At 54.5% G+C, this 23,952-nt stretch carries 20 protein-coding genes; 7 read left to right on the top strand and 13 right to left on the bottom strand.

The features are described 5' to 3' along the window. Positions 1–17: 17 nt before the first annotated feature. From ACR0IY_RS15315 to ACR0IY_RS15305, 3 genes are read left to right on the top strand one after another with little or no spacing between them, the layout of a single operon-like run. Positions 18–827: a hypothetical protein gene (locus ACR0IY_RS15315; RefSeq protein ID WP_480674734.1), complete on the top strand. Its 810-nt coding sequence runs from the start codon at positions 18–20 to the stop codon at positions 825–827. Then, positions 778–2,547: a hypothetical protein gene (locus ACR0IY_RS15310; protein WP_480674732.1), complete on the top strand. Its 1,770-nt coding sequence runs from the start codon at positions 778–780 to the stop codon at positions 2,545–2,547. The genes ACR0IY_RS15315 and ACR0IY_RS15310 overlap by 50 nt, the downstream gene beginning before the upstream one ends. Before the next feature lie 4 nt (positions 2,548–2,551). Continuing rightward, a complete protein-coding gene (locus tag ACR0IY_RS15305; RefSeq protein WP_480674730.1) occupies positions 2,552–3,817 on the top strand; it encodes a HupE/UreJ family protein in 1,266 nt (421 codons plus the stop codon). 176 nt (positions 3,818–3,993) lie between these two features. On the opposite strand, the gene ACR0IY_RS15300 is transcribed toward ACR0IY_RS15305, so the two are convergent. Further along, on the bottom strand, positions 3,994–4,893 hold the full coding sequence (locus tag ACR0IY_RS15300) for a LysR family transcriptional regulator (protein ID WP_480674728.1): 900 nt from the start codon (positions 4,891–4,893) through the stop codon (positions 3,994–3,996). Between the two features lie 101 nt (positions 4,894–4,994). Here ACR0IY_RS15300 and ACR0IY_RS15295 point away from each other — a divergent pair, with 101 nt between their 5' ends. Beyond that, positions 4,995–6,197 carry an NADH:flavin oxidoreductase/NADH oxidase family protein gene (locus ACR0IY_RS15295; protein ID WP_480674726.1) on the top strand — a complete coding sequence of 401 codons (1,203 nt, stop codon included), beginning with the start codon at positions 4,995–4,997 and terminating at the stop codon, positions 6,195–6,197. Between the two features lie 215 nt (positions 6,198–6,412). Here ACR0IY_RS15295 and ACR0IY_RS15290 read toward each other — a convergent pair whose 3' ends face one another. Then, on the bottom strand, positions 6,413–6,994 hold the full coding sequence (locus ACR0IY_RS15290; RefSeq protein WP_480675062.1) for a TetR/AcrR family transcriptional regulator: 582 nt from the start codon (positions 6,992–6,994) through the stop codon (positions 6,413–6,415). Positions 6,995–7,186: 192 nt separating this feature from the next. Between ACR0IY_RS15290 and ACR0IY_RS15285 the strand changes: the two genes are divergently transcribed. Then, positions 7,187–8,581 carry an aminotransferase gene (locus ACR0IY_RS15285; protein ID WP_480674724.1) on the top strand — a complete coding sequence of 465 codons (1,395 nt, stop codon included), beginning with the start codon at positions 7,187–7,189 and terminating at the stop codon, positions 8,579–8,581. A gap of 61 nt (positions 8,582–8,642) precedes the next feature. Here the strand turns inward: ACR0IY_RS15285 and ACR0IY_RS15280 are convergent, their stop codons facing one another. The 7 genes from ACR0IY_RS15280 to ACR0IY_RS15250 all read right to left on the bottom strand — a co-directional run bounded on the left by ACR0IY_RS15280 (position 8,643) and on the right by ACR0IY_RS15250 (position 17,449). After that, positions 8,643–10,211, bottom strand: coding sequence for a trimethylamine methyltransferase family protein (locus tag ACR0IY_RS15280; protein ID WP_480674722.1), 1,569 nt, complete (start codon positions 10,209–10,211; stop codon positions 8,643–8,645). 25 nt (positions 10,212–10,236) lie between these two features. After that, entirely contained in the window at positions 10,237–11,436 is a 1,200-nt protein-coding gene (locus ACR0IY_RS15275; RefSeq protein ID WP_480674721.1) for an aromatic ring-hydroxylating oxygenase subunit alpha, read from the bottom strand. An 8-nt stretch (positions 11,437–11,444) separates the two neighbouring features. Then, positions 11,445–13,511, bottom strand: coding sequence for an oxidoreductase (locus tag ACR0IY_RS15270; protein WP_480674719.1), 2,067 nt, complete (start codon positions 13,509–13,511; stop codon positions 11,445–11,447). 88 nt (positions 13,512–13,599) lie between these two features. Next, complete coding sequence (locus tag ACR0IY_RS15265) at positions 13,600–14,655, bottom strand: extracellular solute-binding protein (protein ID WP_480674717.1); 1,056 nt, start codon at positions 14,653–14,655, stop codon at positions 13,600–13,602. A gap of 18 nt (positions 14,656–14,673) precedes the next feature. Beyond that, a complete protein-coding gene (locus tag ACR0IY_RS15260; protein WP_480674715.1) occupies positions 14,674–15,774 on the bottom strand; it encodes an ABC transporter ATP-binding protein in 1,101 nt (366 codons plus the stop codon). A gap of 20 nt (positions 15,775–15,794) precedes the next feature. Beyond that, entirely contained in the window at positions 15,795–16,589 is a 795-nt protein-coding gene (locus ACR0IY_RS15255) for an ABC transporter permease (protein WP_480674713.1), read from the bottom strand. Continuing rightward, the gene (locus ACR0IY_RS15250) at positions 16,586–17,449 is read right to left on the bottom strand and encodes an ABC transporter permease (protein WP_480674711.1); all 864 of its coding nucleotides are present in this window, start codon (positions 17,447–17,449) and stop codon (positions 16,586–16,588) included. Before ACR0IY_RS15250 ends, ACR0IY_RS15255 begins: the two co-directional genes overlap by 4 nt. Before the next feature lie 190 nt (positions 17,450–17,639). On the opposite strand from ACR0IY_RS15250, the gene ACR0IY_RS15245 reads away from it, so the two are divergent. Then, positions 17,640–18,281 (top strand): TetR family transcriptional regulator C-terminal domain-containing protein, encoded by a 642-nt coding sequence (locus ACR0IY_RS15245; RefSeq protein ID WP_480674709.1) that lies wholly within the window; start codon positions 17,640–17,642, stop codon positions 18,279–18,281. 457 nt (positions 18,282–18,738) lie between these two features. Here the strand turns inward: ACR0IY_RS15245 and ACR0IY_RS15240 are convergent, their stop codons facing one another. The 4 genes from ACR0IY_RS15240 to ACR0IY_RS15225 all read right to left on the bottom strand — a co-directional run bounded on the left by ACR0IY_RS15240 (position 18,739) and on the right by ACR0IY_RS15225 (position 22,971). After that, on the bottom strand, positions 18,739–19,716 hold the full coding sequence (locus tag ACR0IY_RS15240) for a 2-dehydropantoate 2-reductase (RefSeq protein WP_480674707.1): 978 nt from the start codon (positions 19,714–19,716) through the stop codon (positions 18,739–18,741). 4 nt (positions 19,717–19,720) lie between these two features. After that, on the bottom strand, positions 19,721–21,256 hold the full coding sequence (locus ACR0IY_RS15235; protein ID WP_480674705.1) for an acyl--CoA ligase: 1,536 nt from the start codon (positions 21,254–21,256) through the stop codon (positions 19,721–19,723). 60 nt (positions 21,257–21,316) lie between these two features. Further along, the gene (locus tag ACR0IY_RS15230) at positions 21,317–22,000 is read right to left on the bottom strand and encodes a fumarylacetoacetate hydrolase family protein (RefSeq protein WP_480674703.1); all 684 of its coding nucleotides are present in this window, start codon (positions 21,998–22,000) and stop codon (positions 21,317–21,319) included. Positions 22,001–22,194: 194 nt separating this feature from the next. Continuing rightward, on the bottom strand, positions 22,195–22,971 hold the full coding sequence (locus tag ACR0IY_RS15225; RefSeq protein ID WP_480674701.1) for a FadR/GntR family transcriptional regulator: 777 nt from the start codon (positions 22,969–22,971) through the stop codon (positions 22,195–22,197). A 45-nt stretch (positions 22,972–23,016) separates the two neighbouring features. Here ACR0IY_RS15225 and ACR0IY_RS15220 point away from each other — a divergent pair, with 45 nt between their 5' ends. Beyond that, the gene (locus ACR0IY_RS15220) at positions 23,017–23,931 is read left to right on the top strand and encodes a fumarylacetoacetate hydrolase family protein (RefSeq protein ID WP_480674699.1); all 915 of its coding nucleotides are present in this window, start codon (positions 23,017–23,019) and stop codon (positions 23,929–23,931) included. The last annotated feature ends 21 nt before the right edge of the window (positions 23,932–23,952 follow it).

Raw genomic sequence — 23,952 nt, 5'->3', positions numbered from 1 at the left:
GCATTCAGGGAAATACGATGAGGAACGTATTGAAATTGGCTTCCCGTATTATTCTGTGCCTCGGAATCGCATTTTCAACGGCGCAGGCTGCAAGCGCACAGGCATTGTCCCGCGATCAGGCAGAGGACGGAACCTGGCGCCATTCGATTACGCCATATTTGTTCCTGCCCCTCATCACCACCGGAACATCAACAATTGACGGCAGCAGCGTCGATCTGGACCTGAGCCTGAGCGAAGTTCTGGATATCCTTCAGGGCGCGGCTTCGGTGCGCTACGAAGGCTGGAACGGAGATTTCGGGATAATCTCCGAGGTTTATTACGTAAAGCTTGGCGAAAGTGGAACGCTCCCCGTTGCCGGCGCATCCGTCGATGTGGATGTCAGGCAGACATTCTTCAATATTCAAGGGGCTTATCGGTTTGCGGATAGTGTGAATTCCTCGGGGCGGCGATATGCGCTCGACGCCGCGGTGGGTGTGCAATGGAACCGCCTGAAACAGGAAATCGATATCGCGGGCCCCGGCCCCGGCATGACGCTGGGCGGAACCGAAGAGTGGTTCGAGCCGATGGTCGCCTTGCGATATGCGGTCGAACTCAATGACACATGGAGTTTTGCCAGCAGAGCCGAGTTGAGCGGCTTCGGAGTGAATGGTGACGATCTTCAATATCTGCTGCTGGCCGGCTTCGACTGGAAAGGCTGGGAAAACACATCACTGCGGTTTGGTTATCAGTTCTATGGAATTGACTATTCGACCGACCGTTCAGGTGGAGAGTTTGCTTATGACGTTGATCAAAATGGCCTCTATGCTGCGGTGGCGTTTCATTTCTAACGCGCGCGGCCGAAATTTCACCTGGTATATCGCGCTGACCGCCCTGCTCCTTGGCGCGAGACCCGGCTCAGCGGACCTCGTGTCGCCCTATGGCGGTGAAACCGCGCCAAATTTTGTCGAGCTCTCCGTCGAAGATGATCATGTACGCGTCATTCTTGAAATCGACCTCGACGCCTACCCGCATTTTGTGACCCCTGACGATGGCTCGGGCGTGTCGTTGGCGGAACGCACTGGCGCGAATTTCCTTGTCTCTGCAGATAATGTCACCTTGGATCGTGTCATCAACGCAATTGACGTACGCCCGCGCGTAGTGCGGCAGACGACCGCCAGCAAAGTGATTGCCCCGCGCCCCCGCAGTTCCGAGGTTGTCTATGTGGACATGGAGTTTCCCTTCCACGGCCAACCGGAACGGATAACCTTCACTCCCCCACTCAGCCCGGACGGCCTCCCCCTCGCCTCGATCGGACTGATGGCCGAACATACAGGCGTGCCGGTGACCGATTACAGATACCTCTCGCAGGTTGAAACAATGCTTCCTGACTGGGACGACTCCTGGTTTACCACTTTCGAGAACCCAAACCTGACCCGTCACCATAAATCCCCCCTCATGTCCTTTCTGTCGATGGAACCTCGCGAGGTGCGGCACGAGGTGATCTTTCGGCTGAAAGACTTAGAGGAATGGACGGATTTGGACCTCAGAGATGCACAGCGCCTGTCCCCTGACCAAGTGGTAGGGATCAAATCCGAGGCGGCTGACTTCTTCGCCACGCGGAACCCGGTCACTATCGACGGCACTGCCATTCTCCCGGACGCAGTGCAGGTGGCCCGCCTGTCCGTCGGCCCAGAAGGGCTGCGTATCCTGCCGGATCAGGCCGAAGCTGAACGAACAACGATGCTGTTGGGGGTCGTCCTGTCCTATCCCAATAAGACTTTGGCCAATCGAGTCGACATGAACTGGCAGCTTTTCCCGGCAGGGGTGGACACCATTCCCGTGACGCTCAGCGATCCCGCTGGGTCCGTTCCTTCTCAAATCTACAAATCCGATCCCACTGTGACCTGGAACAACTATCTGACGAAATGGGAAAATCCGCAAACACGCCCCGTTGTCGTAAAAACCGCAGCACTGACGGAGGTGCCCTTGGTCGCGCTGGGATTGGGGATGATCGCAACGATCTTATTGGTCGCCGTCTGGCGCAGCAGATCCGCGGTGCGCACGGTGCTGATCGCAATGGTTGGTGCATTTACCGCAGCAGCGTTCGTAACCCTCCCGCTCAAACACCCGGTGCCGTTCCTGTCAGCGCCTCAATTAGACGAGATCGCAACACATCAGGTTGTTCAGGCCCTTCTGGATAATGTCAGTCTGGCCATGCTCGAGCCGCGCGAAGAGGCCCTGACAAAAGCGCTCGAACCATTTGTCGACCAAGCGCATCAAAAGGATGTGCGCACGGAAATCCGGCGCGGTCTGTCGGTGACCTTGCCATCAGGGGCGATGGCTCGCACAGACGACATCCTGGACCTGCAGGTCGAGGATTTCACGGCAGGTGAAGTGAATAACAAACACCGGGTTCTCGCCAACTGGAAGGCTCAGGTCAGTGGTAGCCACTGGGGGCATCTCCATCGTCAGGCCGTAAGGTTTCGCGGGTTACTCAATCTGTCCCGGGACGGCGACCAGTGGTTGCTGGACGGGTTGACTGTACTGACGGCGCAAAAAGAAGGGTGACAAGATGGACCGCCTGAAACTACGACTACTCGCCTGCCTTTCGGCGGTAATTTTCTTTTCCACAGGTTGCGCGTATGCGCATTTCAACCTGAATCAGAATGTCCGCGTGTTCCATGTAGTGCATGATCAGAACGGTCTAACCATCCTGTTGCGCACCCCTATGGCCTATGTGGTTGCGGACAAGGTCGGTCCTGCAGACGGAGATGGCCTTCCTACCCCAGCACCATTCACGGTGAATGAAATTCAGGATGGTGCGCTGATGCATATGGTTGATCCTAATGCGATTAACCATGACCCCCTGGGCCTCGCCCGGATTGTCCTCGATGAGTTAGTTGTGCATTCGGATGGCACCAGACTGTCAGGAGAAGCTGTTGCCCTGAACGTGTATCCCCTTGGGACGGAACCAGGATTTGCAACCAAAGGCGAAGCGCTGGAAGCCTTGGCCAATCCCACCCGTTTTGCCGAAGACGCGCGTCCAACCTATGTAGGAGACGCAGTTGTGGATGTCGCGCTGCGGTTCCCCGACATTGGCACCACCTACACGCTGCGCATGCTGTCCGATCCCGGCCTGCCGGGGCAGGAGGAAACCGCGAACCTGATCCTCGATTATCATGAGGGCAACACCCGCACCTACCGGGCGACCGGGTTACTTGCCAAACCGGTTGAGATCTCGGGGACTGTGACCTCCGCCGCCAGTACTTTTATCGTCGAAGGTATCCGTCACATTGTCGAAGGCATTGACCACGTCCTGTTCGTCCTGTGCATGGTGATCGGAGCATTGAATCTGCAAGCCCTTCTTGCTCGTGTGACCGGGTTTACGCTTGGCCATAGCGTGACTCTGATATTAGGATTCTTCGGTCTGGCGCCGTCAGCCCCCTGGTTCATTCCAGCCGTGGAAACGGCCATAGCCGCCACAATCATTTTGGCCGCCGCAGATGCTGTGTTCCAAAAACCCGAACGCGCTCGGCCCGCCCTTGCGGCAGCCGGCGTGACCGCCTGTGTCGGACTGCTGCATGGATTTGGCTTTTCATTCATGTTGCGAGAGATTTTGCAGGTCGATGCCAGCAATGTCTGGCAAAGCCTGCTGGCCTTCAACGTCGGAGTGGAAATTGGACAGTTGATGATCGTTCTGCTGGCTTGGCCAGTGGTCATCTATCTCAGAAACAGGCCGGCGCGCGTTTGGGCCGGTGCTCGAAATATTACTGCAGGCGCAATTTCAGTCATTGCCGTCTATTGGGCCGTCGAACGGTTCGCAGGTATCGTAGCCTAAGTATTGTGCATGAAGCCGCGCGTCAGCGTCCGCGCAAACCGAAATCGCAATAGCCGATCCTGTCCCTGAGTTGGTGATCAGACTTTTGCCACGTATCTCACAGGTGTCAGTCACAAGGGACGTTTCAGCCTTTAAGTGATTGAGCTGCAGTAAGAAAGTACCGAACGTCCTTTTACTCAATCGTACGTGACCTTAGCGAAACGTTCCGCCACGAAATCAATCAATGTACGCATCCGATGCGGCAGGAAAGCCGTTTCCGGGCGCAGAATGAAAATGCCGCCACCTGCGTCGGACGATGAGTAGCCCTCGAGCACCGGCACCAGACGCCCATGCAGCAGGTCATTGGAAATAAGAAACTTCGGCAACCAGGCAATGCCACGCCCCGCGCAGCACGCCGCATGAAGTGCTTCAAGGCTGTTGCATGCAAACCCACCCCCAAGCCGCGCTATGACCCCTTGTGTTTGAGCAAAGCCCCAGTCTGAAAGCTGCCGTTCTTGTCCCAAGCGCAGACATCTATGCGCTGAGAGGTCTTCGGGCTTTTCAGGAAAACCATGCCGCTCAAGATACGCCGGTGCAGCACAAGGCATACGTGGATTGCTCATCACTTTGCGCGAAACAAGAGAGGAATCGGGCAAGACGCCACTGCGAATGGCCAGATCATAGCCGTCTCCGATCAGGTCGATGACCTTATCCGTCAACAACAGCTCAATCTCGACCTCGGGGTGGCGCTCCATGAACTCGATGACCATAGGGATGACGTGTATGCGACCGAGGGCGGCCGAACTTGTCAGGCGTCTCGTACCGCGCAGCGTATCTGCATTGTCGGAGATATCTTCTTCCAAAGCCGTCAATCGGGCAAAAATATCCCGCGCTTCCTCGACATATTGTCGGCCCGCGGTTGTCAAAGTCATCCGCCGAGTCGAGCGGACAAGAAGCGGAACCTGCAACCGCTGTTCTAGCTGATGCACCCTCTTGCCAATGGCAGAGGGGGTGTACCCCAGTGTTCTAGCCGCAGCCGAAAAACTACCGTGATCGACAACGGCCAGAAAAATTTCCAGTTCGGTTCTCTGTATCATTTGTTCCAATAACTATCAGCTTTTGATCCTAGATACCTAATTTAAGCCGCATGCCATCCAATTTATCTCAAATAAACACAGGCACACCAAGGAGACATGCTTTGCAGACAACATCGAACCCAGCTCTGTTCACACCTCTGACCCTGCCAAACGGACGCGTTCTGAAAAACCGGATCATCAAATCAGCAATGTCGGACTCTCTGGGGGATGGTCAAGGTAACCCGACCGCCACGCAAATGCGGTTGTATGAACGCTGGGCTGAAGGTGGGGTGGCCGCATCAATTGTCGGAGAAGTCCAGGGAGATCCGCGATATCCCGAGAAACCAGGCAACCTGCTTTTGGACGACGAGGCCAATGTGTCGGCGTTTCGAGAATTGGCCCGGCGCGGGGCTGCAAATGACGCGCAACTCTGGTTGCAGCTTGGGCATGCCGGGGCACTGGCTCATCTGCCGATCGGCGAACCCAGTGGACCAAGCGAAATTGAATTCCCGGATTTTCGCAGCAAAGCCATGTCTCTTGCCGAGATTCTGACAGTGCCAAATAGTTTTGCCCAAACCGCAAAGCATGCGGCAAAATTGGGGTTTGGCGGGGTGCAGATTCACGCTGCACACGGCTTTCTTCTAAGCCAGTTTCTGTCCCCACTCTTCAATCATCGAACCGACGCTTATGGCGGTTCGATACAGGGAAGGATGCGATTGCTGATCGAAACGGTTGAAGCCGTCCGGGCGGTGGTTCCTCCCAATCTTGTGGTTGCAGTAAAACTCAATGCGACCGATCAGCTTGACGGCGGGCTGACTGAGGAGGATGCCCTCAAGGTTGTAGCAGAGCTTGACGGCAAGGGTGTCGACCTTCTGGACATAAGCGGAGGCACCTATTTTCCCGGCGCGCTGTCCAGTTCGGAGCGCGCAGGCACTGGGCCATACTTTGTTCAATTTGCCCGAGCTGCGCGTCATCTGACGTCAATCCCGCTAATGGCGACAGGCGGATTCAAGCGGCGTGATGAGGCTGAGGCAGCCATCCGCACAAAGGCTGTGGACGTCGTGGGTGTGGCACGGGGGTTGGTTCTTGATCCATCCCTCCCAAAAACCTGGCAGGTAGGTGAGAATGATCCTGCCTTCCCTCGCTTCACCACGTTACCGCCTGGCGGCATGACTGCCTGGTTCACTATGCGCATGACTGATTTAGGAGAAGATCGGGAAAATCTGGTGAATCGGGCCGTAAGTGAAGCCTTGACTGAATACGAAGAACGCGACCAACAGCGTATTGCGGCTTGGAGAAACAGAAATTTGGACCAGATTACCTGACTTTCACGGCAGCATAAATGGATAGGGCATCTTCCAATTCGACACCGAAATATCAGACTGCCTATGGCATTTTTGTCGGCCAACCAACACGTGACCGATGGATGCAGAACCAGCACGCGAATGAAATCAACAAGTTATCGCCCAGAGGTCAACCTTTATGTGTGAGCGCCTAAATTTAAGAAATCAGTTTTGAGACCAAGTTTTTTCAACCAGGTTCACTTGTTGATCGACCGGGAGCCAAAATGTTTCGGGAACAACGACTGAAGGACATACTGACAGACGTTCAAAGCTTCTGCGGGTTTGAAGATATCTGAGTGCAAATGATAATCGGTCCAGAGCCCTTCCAGCAAAGCAATCAATGCGTCTGTTGCAAGTTTGGCGTCTACGTCATCGTATGCACCTTCAACTTTAATTTGCTCCAACAGTTTGAGGATCGCAGCGCGGAAAGCTCTGTCTCGTGAGTCGATATAAGGAAATATGTGTGGATTCGAGAGCGCTTCAGCGCGAAACGAAAACCAGATCGCCACGTCCCGCGCGTTAAGGACGAAGGGATCGAAATCCGCCTTGATGACAGAGACCAGCTTTTCAGCAGGGCCTAATGTGGGATTGTCCGCAATTGCCATCCATTGCCCAGCATAACGGGCCGACAGGTCCTCGGCCACGGCAAGCAGCAGCTTCTCCTTGGAGCCGAAGTGGAGGTTCACCATTCCTCGCGACAATCCTGACAATTCCTGAATTCTCGCCGAGGTCGTTCCTCGAATTCCATATTTATGGATGGCTTCAGCAGCCGCTTGGATCAGTTGTTTTCGGTTCTGCAGCTTACTCAGATCTCTGGCGCTGGTTGGGGTATCGGGTTCAAGTGTAATCGTATTTGTCCTTCACTGGCGCTCTCACTTTTGTCTTCTCGCATCTTGCAGAGCGAAAATACAAGGATTGACAATGTATGAACGTTTGTTCATTTTGTGATAAATGTTTCATACAGGTGCCACATGACCCTTTTGAACTCTGACTTTCAATCTGTACGCAAGTGGGACAACGAACACTTCCTGCACCCTTGGGAGGGGATGTCGCACCTGGGGACTAACGAACGAACCTTTGCCGAAAGTGGCCTTGGCGTTCATGTTGTGACAGAGGACGGAAAGCGCCTGATAGATGGCCCTGCCGGGATGTGGTGTGTTCAATTGGGCTATGGAAACACCGAGATTGCCGACGCGATGGCCCAGCAGGCAAAGGAAATGGCGTATTTTTCGCCTTTCAATAATACCAACTCAGCCCCGGCCCGACTGGCACATGAAATCGCCAAGAGAACGCCGGGCGACTTAAACCATGTGTTCTTCACAACCGGTGGCTCAACAGCCGTTGATAGCGCACTGCGTTTCGTGCAGTTCCGCAACAACTTGCTGGGCAAACCTGAAAAGAAAATCGTGATTTCGCGCCAGAAAGCCTATCACGGATCGACTTATTTGGCGGCTTCGGTATCCGGGAAAGAGCGCGACAAAGGATGGCTTGATCAGGCCTCTCACCTGACGCGTTTTCTGCCGAACGTGAATCCGTACACGCGTCGCCCCGGTCAGACGGTTGAGGATTTTCTAGATGAGAAAATCGCTGATCTAGAGAACATGATCGTAGAAACCGGACCAGACAAGATCGCGGCTTTCATTGCCGAACCGATCCTGTGCTCTGGCGGTGTTATTGTTCCTCCTCAGGGGTATCACAAACGCTGTCATGAAATCTGTCGGAAGTACGATGTCCTGTATATTTCAGACGAGGTCGTAACTGGGTTCGGGCGGCTCGGGCATTGGTTTGCGTCCGAATCTGTCTTTGGAATTCAACCCGACATCATCACCTGTGCCAAGGGAATGACGTCCGGATATGTACCGATGGGGGCCTGCATAATCTCTGATCGGCTGATTGCTGATGTAAGCGGCGGCAACGCGCAAGACGCTACGTTTTCAAACGGCTTTACATATTCGGGCCATCCGGTAAGTGCGGCGGCAGGCTTGAAAACCATCGAAATCATGGAGCGCGACCGTGTTCTGGAACATGTCCGTGCGATCACGCCTCTGTTCGAAGAGCGTCTTCAGGCCCTGGCAGAACTGCCACTCGTTGGTGATGCACGAGGTATGGGGCTGGTAGGTTGCGTCGAGTGTGTTGCCGACGCCAACGCAGAAAACCAATTGGATCTGGATAAGTCAGTTGGTGCGTTGATTGATCGGCATTGTCAGGAGAACGGGCTGATCCTGCGGCCGATCATCAATATGTGTGTGTTTTCACCGCCTCTGATTATCACCGACGACGAGTTGAACCAGATGTTCGATATTCTTGAAAAAGGCATCCGGCTCACAACAGAAGAACTGACACGCCAAGGCGCGTTCAAATCTTAGGTTTCGGCATGTTGAGGCATCGCATCCAGATCAGTTGCGCTGCCTTCGTAGTCTTGACTGTTCACCCAGCGCGCATCGCTTCAGGTGGCAGCTTGATCGGGAACCTGGACCGGGCTTCCTCATCCGCTTTGCCACCAAAGTAATTTGGATAGTGATTGGTCAATATGTCTTCGACGACAGCACGGCTGCGATCAAACATGTCCTGACGTCCGGCCTTCTCCCAAGTGTCCGTCAATTCCCTGTCTAATAGGGTTGGATAGACGTACTCGGTCTCCATGTATTGCAAGGTTTGTGCATTGCCGAGGAAATGACCGGGATCGATGGCACATTCATGTATGACGTCGACCGAAAGCGTATCGTCGCTCACCTCGATCCCGCGCACCGTTCGCGAGATCATGCCCGCAGCCTCGTTGTCGATGACCATGGATTCAAAACTACAGCCCATCAGACTGCCAAGCATACCACCAAACTCGCAGAGCCTGTTGGCTCCTGCATGGGCCGCCAAGGCAAAGGTCAGCGCCTTTTCCAAACCGTATTGCGCATCCGGGATTTTGGAATCCGTCATGCCGCACCCAACGCTAGTCGGCAGGTTATAGAAATTGCCCATCTGGATGGCCGCAGCCGAAATCAACGCCTGTTCGCCGCTGCCACCCGTAAACGAGCCGGTACGCAGGTCGGTGATAAATGGCCAAGCCGCAAAGACGACCGGTGTCCCTGGGTTGATCAGGTTGGCAATGGCGACACATGACAGGGTCTCAGCCACCGCCTGCGCCAACGTACCAGCCAACGGCGCAGGAGACGTAGCCCCAGCTTGCGGCGGCACGGCAAGATCGCACACCAGCCCCATCTTCGCCGTATCAATCAGGATTTCCAGGTTTTCCCGCCCGAACCGGAGCGGGGATACGATGGGGCAGCCACCAAAAATGACCGAAGGCTTTTCAAGGAACTTACCCTCTCCGCCCGACGCCAGATCGAACAGATGGATCGCATCTTTAATGTGCTCGCGCGTGCGAAATGTCAGACAAGATGGTTTTTCGCTGCCCGCCAAGATGGCGTAAAGCATGCTCATGTCATGCTCGTAATCCTGCGGTACATCCGTCGCCAGAACCGTATCACCGGTCATGTGAATGTTATCCAGCCGATCTACCAGACGGGTGAAGTCGTAAATATCCTTGAGCGTTGATGGCCGGTAACTACGCGTTTTCGCGTCGAAAGTGGTCACTGCAGTGCCGGAGTTTGCGTAATACACCTTGTCCTTGGTGCAATGCATGTCGTCTTTACCCGCCCGCGAGCCGCGCGCGTGAACATAAAATTCGCTGGCGGCTTTGGCCAACAGGTCTTCCATCAAAGCGCGCGGAAAGCACAGCCTTCCGTGATCGTTCACCGTCGCCCCCTTGGGCAACACGAGATCAAGGACTTCTTGTGTGGGGTCCCCAACACCTGTGCGTTCCAGAATGGTGAGGGCAGCCTCGTGAATGCGCACCATGTCTGCGTCCGACAAGGGCCTGTACCGCCCACCCGAAATGCCTGGCCAGATTGCCTGTGAGGCCGCGTTGCTGGTTCGCACTGCCGCGCGCGCTTCACGCCCGCCTCCGCGCCGTCTTGATCTGCGCTGAGTTAGTTCTGTCATGTTCGTTCTCCGAAATCTGAGCGTATCAGATCATGTTGAAGTAATTGCGATAGAAGCCGGGAATGCTCCATTCCATCTCGGACAGCGGCCCAGGTTCGAAACGGTGTGAATTCACGCCTTCCTGGTTGTGACGGATAATCCGTTCGTCATCGAGCGACGTGACATGCCAAAGCCAAGTCAGAGCATCCTTGTCGTAATCGCGTCCCTCTTCTGCGTCACCGCGCACGTACCATACGATCTGGATATCTGTTTCTTGCAGAGCACGCGGGACGAACCGATACCCGACCACGTGATCTGCGTAGACGAGGAAGTAGTTCAGTGTCCCGATCCCCAGATCAGTTGCCCCGCCGTCGTGGGCTTTCAACTTACCCAAGGGGGGTGCCAGAGGTACTCCATCCTTGCTGCCGGTCAGAAAACCCGGGAACAGCGGGTAGCGTCGCCAATAGACATCTGCGCCCGGTGCGCCCGCATTCTCTCCGGTCAGATCCAGTTCCTCAGTGGGCACTCCGGCTTCAGCCATCCGTTCATGAAGTGCCCCGCTGAACTCAAGTACCTGAGCTGGGTCTTTGAGAGAGTGACTGCGCGAATAGTCCTGATGGGACGGCGCACAGTGATAACATTCCAGGTAATTCTCAAGGGCCAGTTTCCAATTTGCTGGAACCGGGTATGAGGCCTCGTGGGCGACCTTCAGGTTTTCAAATTCGAACGGCTCGGAAAGCGGGGCCAACCTGTCCAACGCTGCATCCAGCGGCGGGGCATCTTCAGCTGTACAGACAAAAATCAGGCCCTGAAAAATCTTCACCTGAACCGGGAACAACCCGTACTGGCCCGGGTCAAAATCCGCTCCCATTGATCGTCCGTTCCGGAGCTTGCCGTTCAGGTCAAAGGTCCACGCGTGATAGGGACAGATGAAACTGCGCGCCTTGCCTTTCTGCTCAATGCAAACCCGCGATCCCCGGTGGCGGCAAACGTTCAGATGCGCGCGCACCTCGCCCTCGCGGTCCCGAACGATGATGATGGACTCGGGCCCATAATCGAACAGGAAATAATCACCCGGTTCTGCGATCTGGCTGACGTGACCGACCCAGATCCAGTTGCGGTTCCAGAACGTACTGATATCGTTCTCGTAAACTGCCTGAGACGTATAGAAATGACGTGGCAAGGCGAAGCCTTCCCGCTGCGCTTCCATCAAGTCGCGCATTACTTGCAAGTCATCTTTTGGCATGGCGCACCTCATACAATTTCAAGGGAAACGATTTCACGGCGGAAAAATTCGCGGTCGACATCGCCCGCGTCGCGTTCGAAATTCCGGGCAGCCGTGTGACCGGAATAAACAGCGTCGGCGATCAGACCGGGGTTCGCAGCGTCACCGATCATTTCCAGATTTTTTAGCGGGCTGTCGTTCAAGTCGCGAAGCGTGTCGTAAAGGGCAGTTTCCCGCATTCGCTGCGTCACCAGCACGACAGAACCACATTCAATAATTTGCTCGCGTCCAGTGTAGGCACATTGCAATTTCGCCTGACCGGGCGCCGCACTGGTCAAGAGGTGGGACATGACCAACTGAACGTCCTTTTCAAGAAGACTGCGCTGCACCTTGGTCTGTTCCAAAGTCAATTCTGTGAACGGTGAAACCATCGACGCCGGGGTTACAAAGATGACCTCTCGCCCGGCCTGAGCCAAATGATCCGCCAGCACGCCACCGAGATACGCCTGATCATCATCGTAGAGCACAATCGGGCCGTCACCCGGCACTACCCCGGACATGATGTCGTCCGGAGTGAAAGTCTTAGTGCCTGGCTCGATCGAAATGCCCTGGAATGCGGACTTCCCGCGCCCATCTCGCCGCCACGAGGCACCGGTCGCCAGAAAGACATTCGGAATGCCTAGTTCGACCACCTCCTGCGCGGATAAAACGCTGTCGGTGAAAAGTTGCACATTCCCGCGTTGCTGCAGGTCGTAGATCCGGTGATCTGTCACGCGTTTCCAAGCCGATAGCCCGGCTAGGCGGGATTCCTGCAAAACGCGGCCACCAAGCTCTTTTTTCGCGTCGGCCAAGGTTATCTCATAACCCCGACGCGCCAGTTGCATGGCGCATTCAAGCCCGGCCGGCCCGCTGCCGACAACAAGTGCTCCCTGCTCTTTCCCTCTGGATTCGATGATTTCAGGATGCCAGCCCCGCCGCCATTCTTCGCCCATCGTCGGGTTTTGCGTACATCTGATAGGGACACCCAGCGAGTCGGACGAAACACAGATATTACAGCCAATGCATTCCCGAATTTCTTCGATGCGGCCTTCCCTGATTTTGTTTGGCAGAAACGGGTCAGCAATGGAGGGTCGCGCGGCGCCGATAAAGTCCAGAATGCCCTTTTTGACTAATGACACCATCAGATCCGGTGAGGTTAAGCGCCCGACGCCCACTACAGGCTTGGACGTCACATGTTTGACGAACTCGATATACGAGGTTTGAAACCCATCACGAGGCTCAAAACGGGTCGTCGCAGAGTCATTACTCCAATCCGCAACGTTGACGTCCCAGAGGTCTGGCAGTTCTGCCAGCAATTCGACTACGGCACGCCCTTCTTCCTGCGCCTGCATTCCGTCGGGCCCCATCAGTTCATCAACAGCAAACCGAAGGGCAATGGCACAGTCATCCCCAACCTCTTCCTTCGTTTCTTCCAGAAGCTCTCGGGTCAGACGCACCCGGTTTTCTAACGAACCGCCATATTCGTCGGTTCGGTCATTGAACTGCGGCAGCAGAAAATGGTGCGGCAGGGTCATGTGGTGGCCTGCATAGACATACACGATGTCAAAGCCCGCCTCGCGCGATCGTCGCGCTGCCGCACGGTGCCATTTACGGAACTCTCGTATGTCGGCCTTGTCCATTGCCCGTGCCTGCTTGGGATAGGCAGTTTGCAGGGCGATCTCGGACGGGGCTAACAAGGGTGCACGGCTCAGATGGTTTTGCGCATGATGACCATTATGCGCCAGTTCAATCGCCGCCAGCGAGCCCTTTTCATGAACTGCTTCGGTCATCAGGCGCAGCGCCGGGATATCGCGCTCATCCCAAAGCCGGTTTTCAGCAAAGGGGGCCAGGTCTGAAGTGGGGTGAATTTCAGTCTCTTGATTGCTCACAACGGCCCACCCGCCTTCGGCCTTCATCGCCCGCATCGCGGCTTCGGCCCGGGGACGCAAGTGCCCTAAACCATTGCAGTGGGGCACCTGATAGAACCGGTTTCGGGCCGTCACAGGACCGATCTGAACCGGTTCAAAGAGAACAGAGTATCCGTCAGCGCCTGACATTGTCGCGCTTCCTCCAGAAATTTGGAAATAGTTCTGTGGGAGTGGTAGGGCTTTAAGCTGCCACCACTCCCGGCTGTGTCATGAGTTTTTAGAATCCGGCTTTGATGCGCTCGAACTCCTTCAACATCTTGGCTTCAAGCTCGGGGTTGACCGCGTCGAAGAACAGGCTTCCGTCAAAAAAGCTGTCCACGTCCGAGAACCCGTAAGTTTCGATCAACTCTGGATCTGCCTGCGCGAACGCATCCTCGTTGGCATGCGCGTATCCCCAGCTTTCAATAATGTACTTACCACTGGCGGCAGAGCTGAGCGCATTCAGCATGTCATAGACCTGTTCATCCGACTGCTTGGCGGATTTCAGGTGCACATAACCGCAAACCCAGGTGGCGATGCCTTTGTCTACATCCCGCATCATGGCGGCCGGGGTTTCGTTCCAGATAAGGTTCAGTTCCGATTGGTTCCAACCCCAGCCCAGTGTCACCTCACCGCTGGCAATTGCCTGATCCAGCTGACCCGCATCAGACCAGTAAAAGCGCACATTCGGATGAATCGCGCGCAGGTAGTCCGCCGCTTTCTGGAACTCCTCATCACTCATATCGGTATAACTGGTAGCCCCGGTTGCCAAAGCCGCCATGGCAAATGCGCTGGATGCAGCGTCTGGAATGGCAACCTTGCCCTGATAGGCAGGATCCATCAGCAATTGCAGCGAAACGTCGTCCGCTGAAATCATGTCGGTGCGATAAATCAGCCCGGTATTGCCCCACTCAAACGGCACCATGTAAGTCTGACCGTCAATCGTGATGCCATCGACCTCTTTGATCTTGGGCATCAGCTTATCCCAGTTCTCAAGCTTGCTAGTGTCGATGGGCTTGAGCATATCCGCTGCGACCCATTTTCTGAGAGCGTCGGTACAGGGATGGGCCAGATCGGCCTCGAACCCGGATTGCAGCTTGGTAAACGCCTCTTCTACGCTACCGAAATAGGTATAGCTGGGTGGCCCGCCGTATTTTTCGACGTAGTCGCCATAAAACCCCTGATCCTCATAACCGGACCAGTCGAAAACGGTCAGGTCGGCGGCATTTGCAAGCGCCTGGCTTGCGGCAAAAGTGGCAACGACTGCTGCCGTAAGTGATACTGCTTTATTCATTTGTCTCCTCCCAAAGAGTCATGTGTCTCGTTTGCCCAGATCGATCACCGACGCATTCTGAACGCCCAGCCAGACAGTGTCGCCGCGGCTGTGATCGACCGTGTGAAAATAATTTGGAACCGCGACAGCGATGGTTTCTGTCAATCCATCGACGCGAACGTGGTAGTGGACACTCTCGCCATAAAAGGCAGCGTCAGTCACCTGGCCCTGAACATAAGCGTCATAACTGTCTGGCTTTTCAGCAGAGATTTCCAATTGCTCGGGCCGTATTCCGACCAGCAGCTTTTTGTCATGTGCATAAACGTTGGGGTTCACCCTAATCGTCATTTTCCCGAAGCCCTGCACGGTGACCTCAAAAGCTTCGCCGTCTTCTTCTGTTACGTCCGCATTCAGGAAATTCATTCCGCCAATGAATGATGCCACTTCCCGATTACACGGTTGAGAATACAGAACCTCGGGCTTATCCACTTGCTTGAGCTGCCCGGCGAACATCACGCCGATGCGATCGGACATGGTCATCGCCTCGTACTGATCATGCGTGACCATCACGAAGGTAATTCCAAGCTTCTGCTGCAGGCGGCGCATTTCCAACTGCATCGCTTCGCGCAGGTTCTTGTCCAGCGCAGACAGGGGTTCATCCAGCAACAACACCTTCGGTCGCATGACCAGTGCACGTGCTAACGCCACGCGTTGGCGCTGACCACCGGACAACTCATTTGCCTTGCGGTCCTGCAAGCCACCAAGCTCAACCATCTCAAGTGCTTCTGCAACGCGGTCCTTGACCTCTTTCCGCGAGAGCTTTGTTTTGCGCAACCCAAATCCCACGTTGTCGCCCACATTCAGGTGCGGAAAGATTGCGTAACTTTGGAACACCATATTTGTGGGGCGCTTGTTGGCAGGCACGTCGCCCATCGTGCGTCCATCAATGCGGATTTCGCCCTCTTCATGATCCTGAAACCCTGCAATGATGCGCAAGGCTGTTGTCTTCCCGCAGCCCGAAGGCCCAAGCAGCGAAAAGAACTCGCCCTCTTTCAAAGTCAGGTTCAGATCGGACACGGCGACAAAAGAACCAAAGCGTTTTTCGACGCCCTTAATTTCTATGATGTTCTGTTCGCTCATCTTGTTCGGTTCCCTTGGCTTCAATCTGAGGACTGGGTGGAGCGGCGGCGGAAATATTCGGCGATCAACAGCAACAGGACCGAGGACAGTAAAAGCAGCGACCCCAGTGCGAGCGTGTTGGGCAATTTTGCCGGAAAGCGGATCTGGCTCCAGATATAGACCGGCAGTGTCGGACTGTTTCCGGACAGAAAGAAGGCCAGAACGAATTCGTCAAATGACACGGTGAACGTGACCAGCAGGCTGGCGATAATGCCCGGCGCGACGATAGGCAGAGTGACACGCCGAAACGTTCCCACAACGCTTTCGCCAAGATCGAAGGCGGCCTCTTCCAGGGATTGGTCGAAATCGTCAAAGGCGGATTTCATAATCGAAACGGCGAACGGCAGCGCCACAAAAACATGCCCAAGGATCACCGTTGTCAGCGATGGTTTCAGCCCGATGCTGATGAACAGAACCAACATCGAACTGGCAACAATGATGCCTGGAATGACCAGCGGAAGCATGACCAACCCTTCAGACATCTCCCGCCCTTTGAATTTGTACCGGACATAGGCACGTGCTGCGAAAAGGCCCAATGACGTTGCCATAACCGCAGTTACACTTCCAACAATCAACGAATTTACCATCGCCTGCAGCAGCGTGTCCTGCTGACCAAGTTGCGCATACCATTTCAGCGTGAAGCCCTTGAGAGGAAAAGCCACGATAGTTCCGTCGTTGAACGAAAACAGCGGCAAAAGCAGAACCGGCAGGTAGAGAAACACCAGATAGGCAATGGCGTAAACAAGCAGCCAGGGTATGCGGATAGCTTTGGTCATCTGATCCTCCGCCCCAGGGCCGTGACGACCACCACAAACAAGACCGCAACGCAGCCAACCGAAAGCATGGCAAGCAGCGAAAGGGTTGCACCCAACGGCCAGTTATTGGCCGCGCCAAACTGTACCTGAATCAGGTTCGCCACCATTTTACCCTGCGAACCGCCGACAAGGGCTGGCGTGACATAGTCCCCTACTGTGGGAATGAAGATAATCAGGCAGGCCGCAATTATCCCTGGCACCGTCAACGGCAATGTCACGCGGATAAACCTCTCAAGCTTGCTGCAACCAAGGTCGGTTGCGGCCTCCAACAGGCTGCGATCGATTTTTTGCAGGGACACGTAAATTGGCAGGATCGCAAACGGCGCCCAGGCATGAGCAAGCGTAAGAACTACGGCAAATTCGTTGTAGAGAAGGAAGGTCAGCGGCTCCTGGATCAACCCCAACGAAATCAAGGCAGAGTTCATCACTCCATTAAAGCCAAGGATCAGTTTCCAGCTGAACACCCGCAGCAGGTAGCTGCTCCAAAACGGAATGGTTATCAGCAATAGCCAGAGAGTCTTCTTCTCCGTCCGAAAGGCGATGAAATACGCAATCGGATAGGCCAGACAGACGGTTGCCAGTGTCACCGCCCCCGCAATCGCGACAGACCGGATCATTAAGTGGCGAACCAAAGGGTCGGTGAACGCCTCTTGGTAATTCGCCCATGTCAGCGTGCGGTCGATCTCGACATATGTCTGCGTCCAAAAGCTGTAGGCAACTAGAATACAAAGAGGCACCGCAACAAGCAGCCCGACATAGAGCGTCGCAGGCGCGCTCAGTGCCAGGCCCTTGCCCGTTTCACTTCTTATGACTCCGGCCATGTTTCCCTGCTGAACTTTGCTTTTGATGGCGTGACAATTTCGATCACAAAATGGACAATCGTCCATTTAAATCTGGAATTTTCTGACTACCTGTGTCAACTGATATTTTCACAACCAGAGCCGACCAAATTCACAAGGGTCGCCAGCAGACAACGCAAGCAATTGAAAACAAAAAGAACCACCTGATAAAATGACCGGAAAGCGCCAAGAAATACGCGAACGAAACCGCCTATCTCTGATCGAGGCAGTACTCGACTCTGTTGCAGAGAAAGGTATTTCTGAGACCTCTGTCAGTGAAATCATTCAACGCGCCGACTTGTCCCGCGGCATGATTCACCTCCATTTCGGTGGCAAAGACAACCTTGTTGATGAAGCCGCACGCTACTCGTCCGAGCAATATTACAATGGCATCTATGCGCTTCTGGAAAGGACCGGGCAAACGGGTCAGGAACATATTGAAATGATTGTTCGGGGCGATTTGAGTGAGGCCATTCTTAACGCGAAGAATGTTTCAATTTGGTACGCATTTCGAGGTGAGGCCAGAAACCGAGCTGCAATCGCTGCATTTTCCGATACCCGCGATGCAAAGCTTCGGAACCTTGTCTTTAATGCGTTCGTGAGAATTGCGAAAGAAGACGGCATCGATAACCACAATCAGGTTGCACGCGACGCTACGCACGGCACACTCGCCATGCTAGAAGGCATGTGGACAGATTACCTCCTCCACCCGGATTCGTTTGATCGTAACGAGGCAATAAGGATTGTCTTTCGGTTTTTACGCGCAATGTTCCCCAAACACTTTGATCTCAGCGGCGCACTTTTGCTTGAATGAGATTTGCGGCAAAGGTCCTATTCGGTCGCTTTGGAACGGTGCAATCTCCATCCTTAAACCGACACAATGGCAGCGTTGTACGGAGCAAAAAGCTCACTTGAGCATGCGGTAAGGGCAACGAGGTCCAGCAGAATTCCGCGGTGAAACAAAACCCGGGTGTAAAACACAGCATGCAGGGCGGGCCAAGCAAACGGGCACTAACTTGAAGCCTTTTCTCAAAACCCTGACGTGCCAGCGCACTAAAACCGACCAGAGGGCTGCCAGTTGAGTGCACACACACCGCTTCAAACAATCTCAATCCCCAGGAAATGAGCGCCTCACGTCTTTCAACTCTGACCCGGAGCGACTACTTGTCATCGACGCCGTGGATAAACGCTCAAAGGTCCTGTTTGACACTTTCCAACCAGTGTCATTTATCCGCCCCAGTCCAAGCTTTCTTACAATTCCCAAAGAAGCTTTAGTAAAGACCCGCGACCTTTGCCCTCAGTTTGACCAGTGACGCTACGGTGTCGATTGTTGGCGTTGAGATCCCGGTAAGTTGTCCCAGTTCTTGCACTGAAGTTACCAAGGCATCAATTTCCATCGGCCGGTGCAACTCCAGATCCTGCCACATAGAGGTTTTATGCGCACCGACTGCCGCCCCGCCGTCGAGCCGTTTTTCAACATCTATCGGGAATTTCACACCAAGCTTCTCACCGATTTCCTGCGCCTCAAGCATCATCCCGCGTGCTACGGAACGAGAACCTTGATCGGCACACAAGACGTCCAGCGTTGAGTGAGTAAGAGCTGAAATCGGGTTGAACGACAGATTACCCCATAGCTTCAGCCAAATTTCGTCCCGAATTCTTGGTCTTACGGGCGCGCGCAGTCCGGCAGAGGACAGTGCAGCCGACATTTTGGCAGCGCGGTCTGATTTAGAACCATCGGGCTCGCCCAACGAAAAACGATTGCCTTCAACATGCTTGATTGATCCCGGCGCAATGACCTCGGCAGCAGGATAAACAACACATCCGAGAACTCGATCTGGCCCAAAACCATCCCACTGCACGTTACCGGGGTCGACTGATGCCAGCCTCGTCCCCTCGTAGGGGCCGCCCAGTTTGTGGAAATACCACCAGGGCAATCCGTTCACTCCACTTACTATTGTTGTCTCGTCCCCAATCAACGGCTGCATTGAGCCCACGACGGCCGGAACGGAATGTGCTTTCAGTGTGATGAAGACGTAATCTTGTGGCCCGAGATCGGATGCATTGTCTGAGGCGCGTATTGGGACGTTTACCGGATCCCGCCCGTCCTCAAGAATAGTCAGCCCATTCTCTTGCATTGCGGCCAGATGGGGGCCACGCGCGACGACACTGACGTCGACGTCAGTCTGCGCGAGTTTCGCGGCAACGAAACCTCCGATGGCTCCAGCACCAAATATACAAACTTTCATGTTTCTATGCCTTGGTCAGTCCCAATTTAGCAGCGAGCCCGATCCGTTGAATCTTACCAGTCGCACCTTTTGGAATCTCATCCAGAATTACCACTGAAGTCGGCACCTTGAATTTCGCGAGCCGCGCGCCAACGAAATCCCGGACCTCTTGACCTGCGATCACAGCGCCTTCTGCCAGCACCACTGCCGCTGCTATGTCCTCTCCCAGTTTTTCGTGGGGAACGGCAAAACAAACGGCCTGAGCAACATCGGGATGACTCAGAAGCACGGAGTCGACCTCAAGCGGGCTGATTTTCTCTCCGCCGCGATTGATAAGTTCCTTTAGGCGTCCGGTCAGGCGCAGATAATTCTCATCGTCGAACGCCCCTTGGTCACCGGTGCGGAACCAGAGTTTTCCGTCCGCTTCAAAGAAATTATCTGCATTTGCCTGCGGGTTGCTCTCGTATCCCGGTGTCACATTCGGCCCGCTGATAACGATTTCCCCAACGTCCTGGGAAGCGATCAGAACATTTTCCGTCTCGTCTGCAATTCTGACTTCGGGACCCGCTGCTACTCCGACGTACCCGGGCTTTTGCCTTTGTGGAGGAAGCGGGTTGCAACACATTTGATGCGTGGCCTCAGTCATGCCGTATGCTTCGATTACGGGCGCATTAAATGTCGCCACCAGCTCTTCCATTACCGGCGCGGGCAACGACGCGGAAGAAGACCGCAAAAAACGCAATCGCGATTGCTCAATGACCGGTTGGTTTCGGGCAGCTCGGGCGAGAATGGCTTGGTGCATTGTCGGAACTGCCGTGTACCATGTTGGATCGACTTCAGCGAACTGAGCGAAAAAGCTAAGAGCGTTGAAGCCTTGAGTGCAACTAATTTGAGACCCAGCGCCTAGAGAAGCAGCGACAGCAGCAATCAGCCCGTGGATATGAAACAGGGGCATAATGCTCAAACAGCGGTCATCGGCTGTAAGATTCAATGATGAAGCCACGTTTCGTGCCGACGCGTAGATATTGGCCTGCGTCAAAGGAACGATCTTGGGGCGCGACGTCGTTCCTGATGTGTGGAGTATGAGGGCAACATCATCTTCAGCCGGCGCGGACGCATCAGCAACGCCAATTGGGTCACAGGACAGAACGGAAAACTGTCCGGCTTTGCACGAGCTATCGTGAGATACCCTTAGGACAGCGACACCCAGATCCCTTGCAGCACTTACGGCCGGGCCCTCTTCGTTATCATTTACAAGAAGGGCCTTGGCGTTCAGGTCCTTGAGATAAAAAGTGTATTCTTCATAGGTATAAGCAGGATTGAGTGGCGCCGTCGTCGCCACCTGAGCCACGGATATGAACGCCGTCGCCATCTCTGGGCCGTTGGGCAACACAATTGCCACTCGGTCGCCGCGACCTATTCCGATCTGGTGCAGGTCCTTTTTGACCTTTGCGCAAAGCGCGCGTAGCTCAAGGTAGCTCAACCAAGATCGGCCTGGAGCGCCTACGGCATTCGCGGACTCAGCGTGGTGTGCGATCAATTCAGCGACTAAATGGGGCATCCGTTTTCCGTTCACTCAAGCATCGGCAACTCTCGCAGAGATAGGGGATCACGCTGGCTGCTAAGTCACGCGGACAGACAGGCTGCCCAGCTTGTCGACTGCCAAAACCATCACATCGCCACGGTTTACAGGGCCAACGCCAGAAGGGGTCCCTGAAAGGATAACGTCTCCGGCAGCGAGCTCAAAGTATTCACTCAGGTAAGAGATCATCTCCGGGACCTTCCAGATCATCTGGATCAAGTCTCCCTCTTGCCGAATTTCACCATTCACAGTCAAAGTAATCGGGCCTCTGTCGAGATGCCCGACTTCTGAAACCCTGTGAACAGGTCCGCATGGGGCCGAGCGCTCAAACGCCTTTCCAATTTCCCACGGACGACCCATTTTTTTCATCTGCCCTTGCAGGTCCCGGCGGGTCATGTCCAGCGACAGACCATACCCAAAGACATGATCTAGTGCATCGTCTACTGCAATATTTGTACCGCCGGACTTGAGCGCCACGAACATTTCAGCTTCGTGGTGCACGTCGGAACTGTGCGGTGGGTACGGGAATTCCCCTGAAGGGTCTAAGTTGTTCGGGTTCTTCTGGAAGAAAAACGGAGGTTCCCTGTTCGGGTCATGGCCCATTTCAATCGCATGCGCCGCGTAATTTCGCCCAATACAGTAGACACGACGGACCGGGAACGTGCCGCCCCCCGCTACGGGTATTACATGCACCTGCGGCGCGGGAATGACGTGATCGGACATCGCTTTCCTCCTGATCGTTTGATTGCCACAGATCGGATTTCCACGCGGACAGAAACCTTCCGATCGATGCCACGCCACATTCAAACGGACGTGGCCGCTTATCAAGTCATCGCCAAAATTTGCGCTGGTTTGCAAGAGCCACGGCTGCGATCCACCCCAACCATTTCCTAAATTGGTTGGGCATGAGCACTGCTTCAGTCCTCGGATTGAATGCTTGCTGGCAGCACACGTGAATAAACAGATTTCAGGTGATCCACCATGGCACTGGCCGCAAGTTCACAGTCTCCCTTTGCTATGGCCGACACGATCACATCATGTTCGGTAAAGCTGGAATAGTTTTCTGCGGGCTTAAGGGTTTCGCGCGGCTGCCCCCAAACAATCGATCTTCGAACCGAGTTCAAAGTCTCAAAAAAGTATAGAAAGAGTTGGTTACGGGTGGAACGGGCTATAGCGTGGTGCAAGTTGTTGTCCCAAGCTTCGTAAGTGCGCCAATCCTCTGCAGTACGACATTTGTCTGCGCAGAGCCTCATTTGCTCACGATCAGAGCGAGTAGAGTGGAGCGCCGCCAGGCGGCTAAGCTGCGGCTCGATCGTAAATCGCACCGATACAACCTGTTCAGGTTTGATTTGATTGCCTAAATAAGTAACGTCGGTGAGGTTGAGAACCGGCCTTGAACCGACGAAGGTTCCCCGACCGACATGGCGCCAGATAAGCCCCTGCGCTTCAAGCTCGGCCAATGCTCTTCGCAATTGGTTACGGGTTGTCCCAAGCTTCGAACAGAGTTCACGCTCAGGCGGGAGCCTGTCGTTATGCCGGTATCCGGCGTTGTTAATCAGGTCGCGTACGCTTTGTGCAAGTTCGGTTGGTTCGCTCATATCTCCACCCAATTCGGTGATTGGTTGATTGATTGAAACGCCAAGTCGGAAAAAACTCAAGGGCAAGAGAAAAGCAAGAAACGAGTCGTCGGACAAGATCCGCGACCGCAGCTTGACATCAGCACGAGGGAGGAGTGCCGAGTGCGATTAGCAACTGTTTCGGTAGAGGGTCGCGCCGTTTGCGTGGCAATACTTGGCGACAACAGCAGGTTGGACGTTTTGCGCGCAGCACAAATGATTGGCAAAGCGCTGGACGCCAGTTCAATGCAGCAGCTTATAGCAGGTGGCCAAGCGACGCTTGGAGTATTGAGAACCATCGTTTCATCGGCCGAAGCAGGTGAGTTGAAAGACGCATTGGTCCCCGAAGATGCGCCATTTCTGGCCCCTATTCCTGCTCCGCGCAAAAACGTGTTCTGTGTTGGTCGCAACTACGCTGAACACATTGCCGAAGGTGATCGGGCACAAAAACAGAACGTTGGTGTAACCGAGCATCCGGTGTTTTTTACAAAGCCACCGTCCTCAATCGTAGCACCTGAGGCAGACATTCTGGTTTTCCCCACAGTTTCAAACGCCATCGACTATGAGGTTGAATTGGCAATTGTGATTGGAAAACCAGGGCGCAATATCGCTAAGGCCGATGCATTCGATCATGTATTTGGCTATACGATCCTCAACGACGTTACAGCCCGCGACATCCAACGTCGCCATGGCGGCCAGTACTTCAAAGGCAAGGGTTTGGATGGGTCGTGCCCATTGGGTCCCTGCATAGTGACGGCTGATGCAATCAGCGATCCGCACTCACTATCAATTGGATTAACGGTCAACGGTGAACAGCGTCAAAACGGAACTACGTCGGATATGATTTTCGACATTCCTACGCTGATCGCGTCCCTGTCAGAAGGCATGACCTTGGAACCGGGTGATGTAATCGCAACCGGCACGCCGTCTGGTGTCGGCTATGCAATGGATCCACCACAGTTCCTGAAAGATGGAGACATGGTGGTTTGCGAAATTTCAGAAATTGGCACGCTCAGAAACACCGTGCGCGCCGTGTAAGTGGCTCCTGCATCGCTGAAT

Source organism: Ruegeria sp. BC1, from assembly GCF_056539305.1.
The sequence above is the reverse complement of the archived record's forward strand: the minus strand, read 5'-3'. Positions and strand labels throughout refer to the sequence as shown.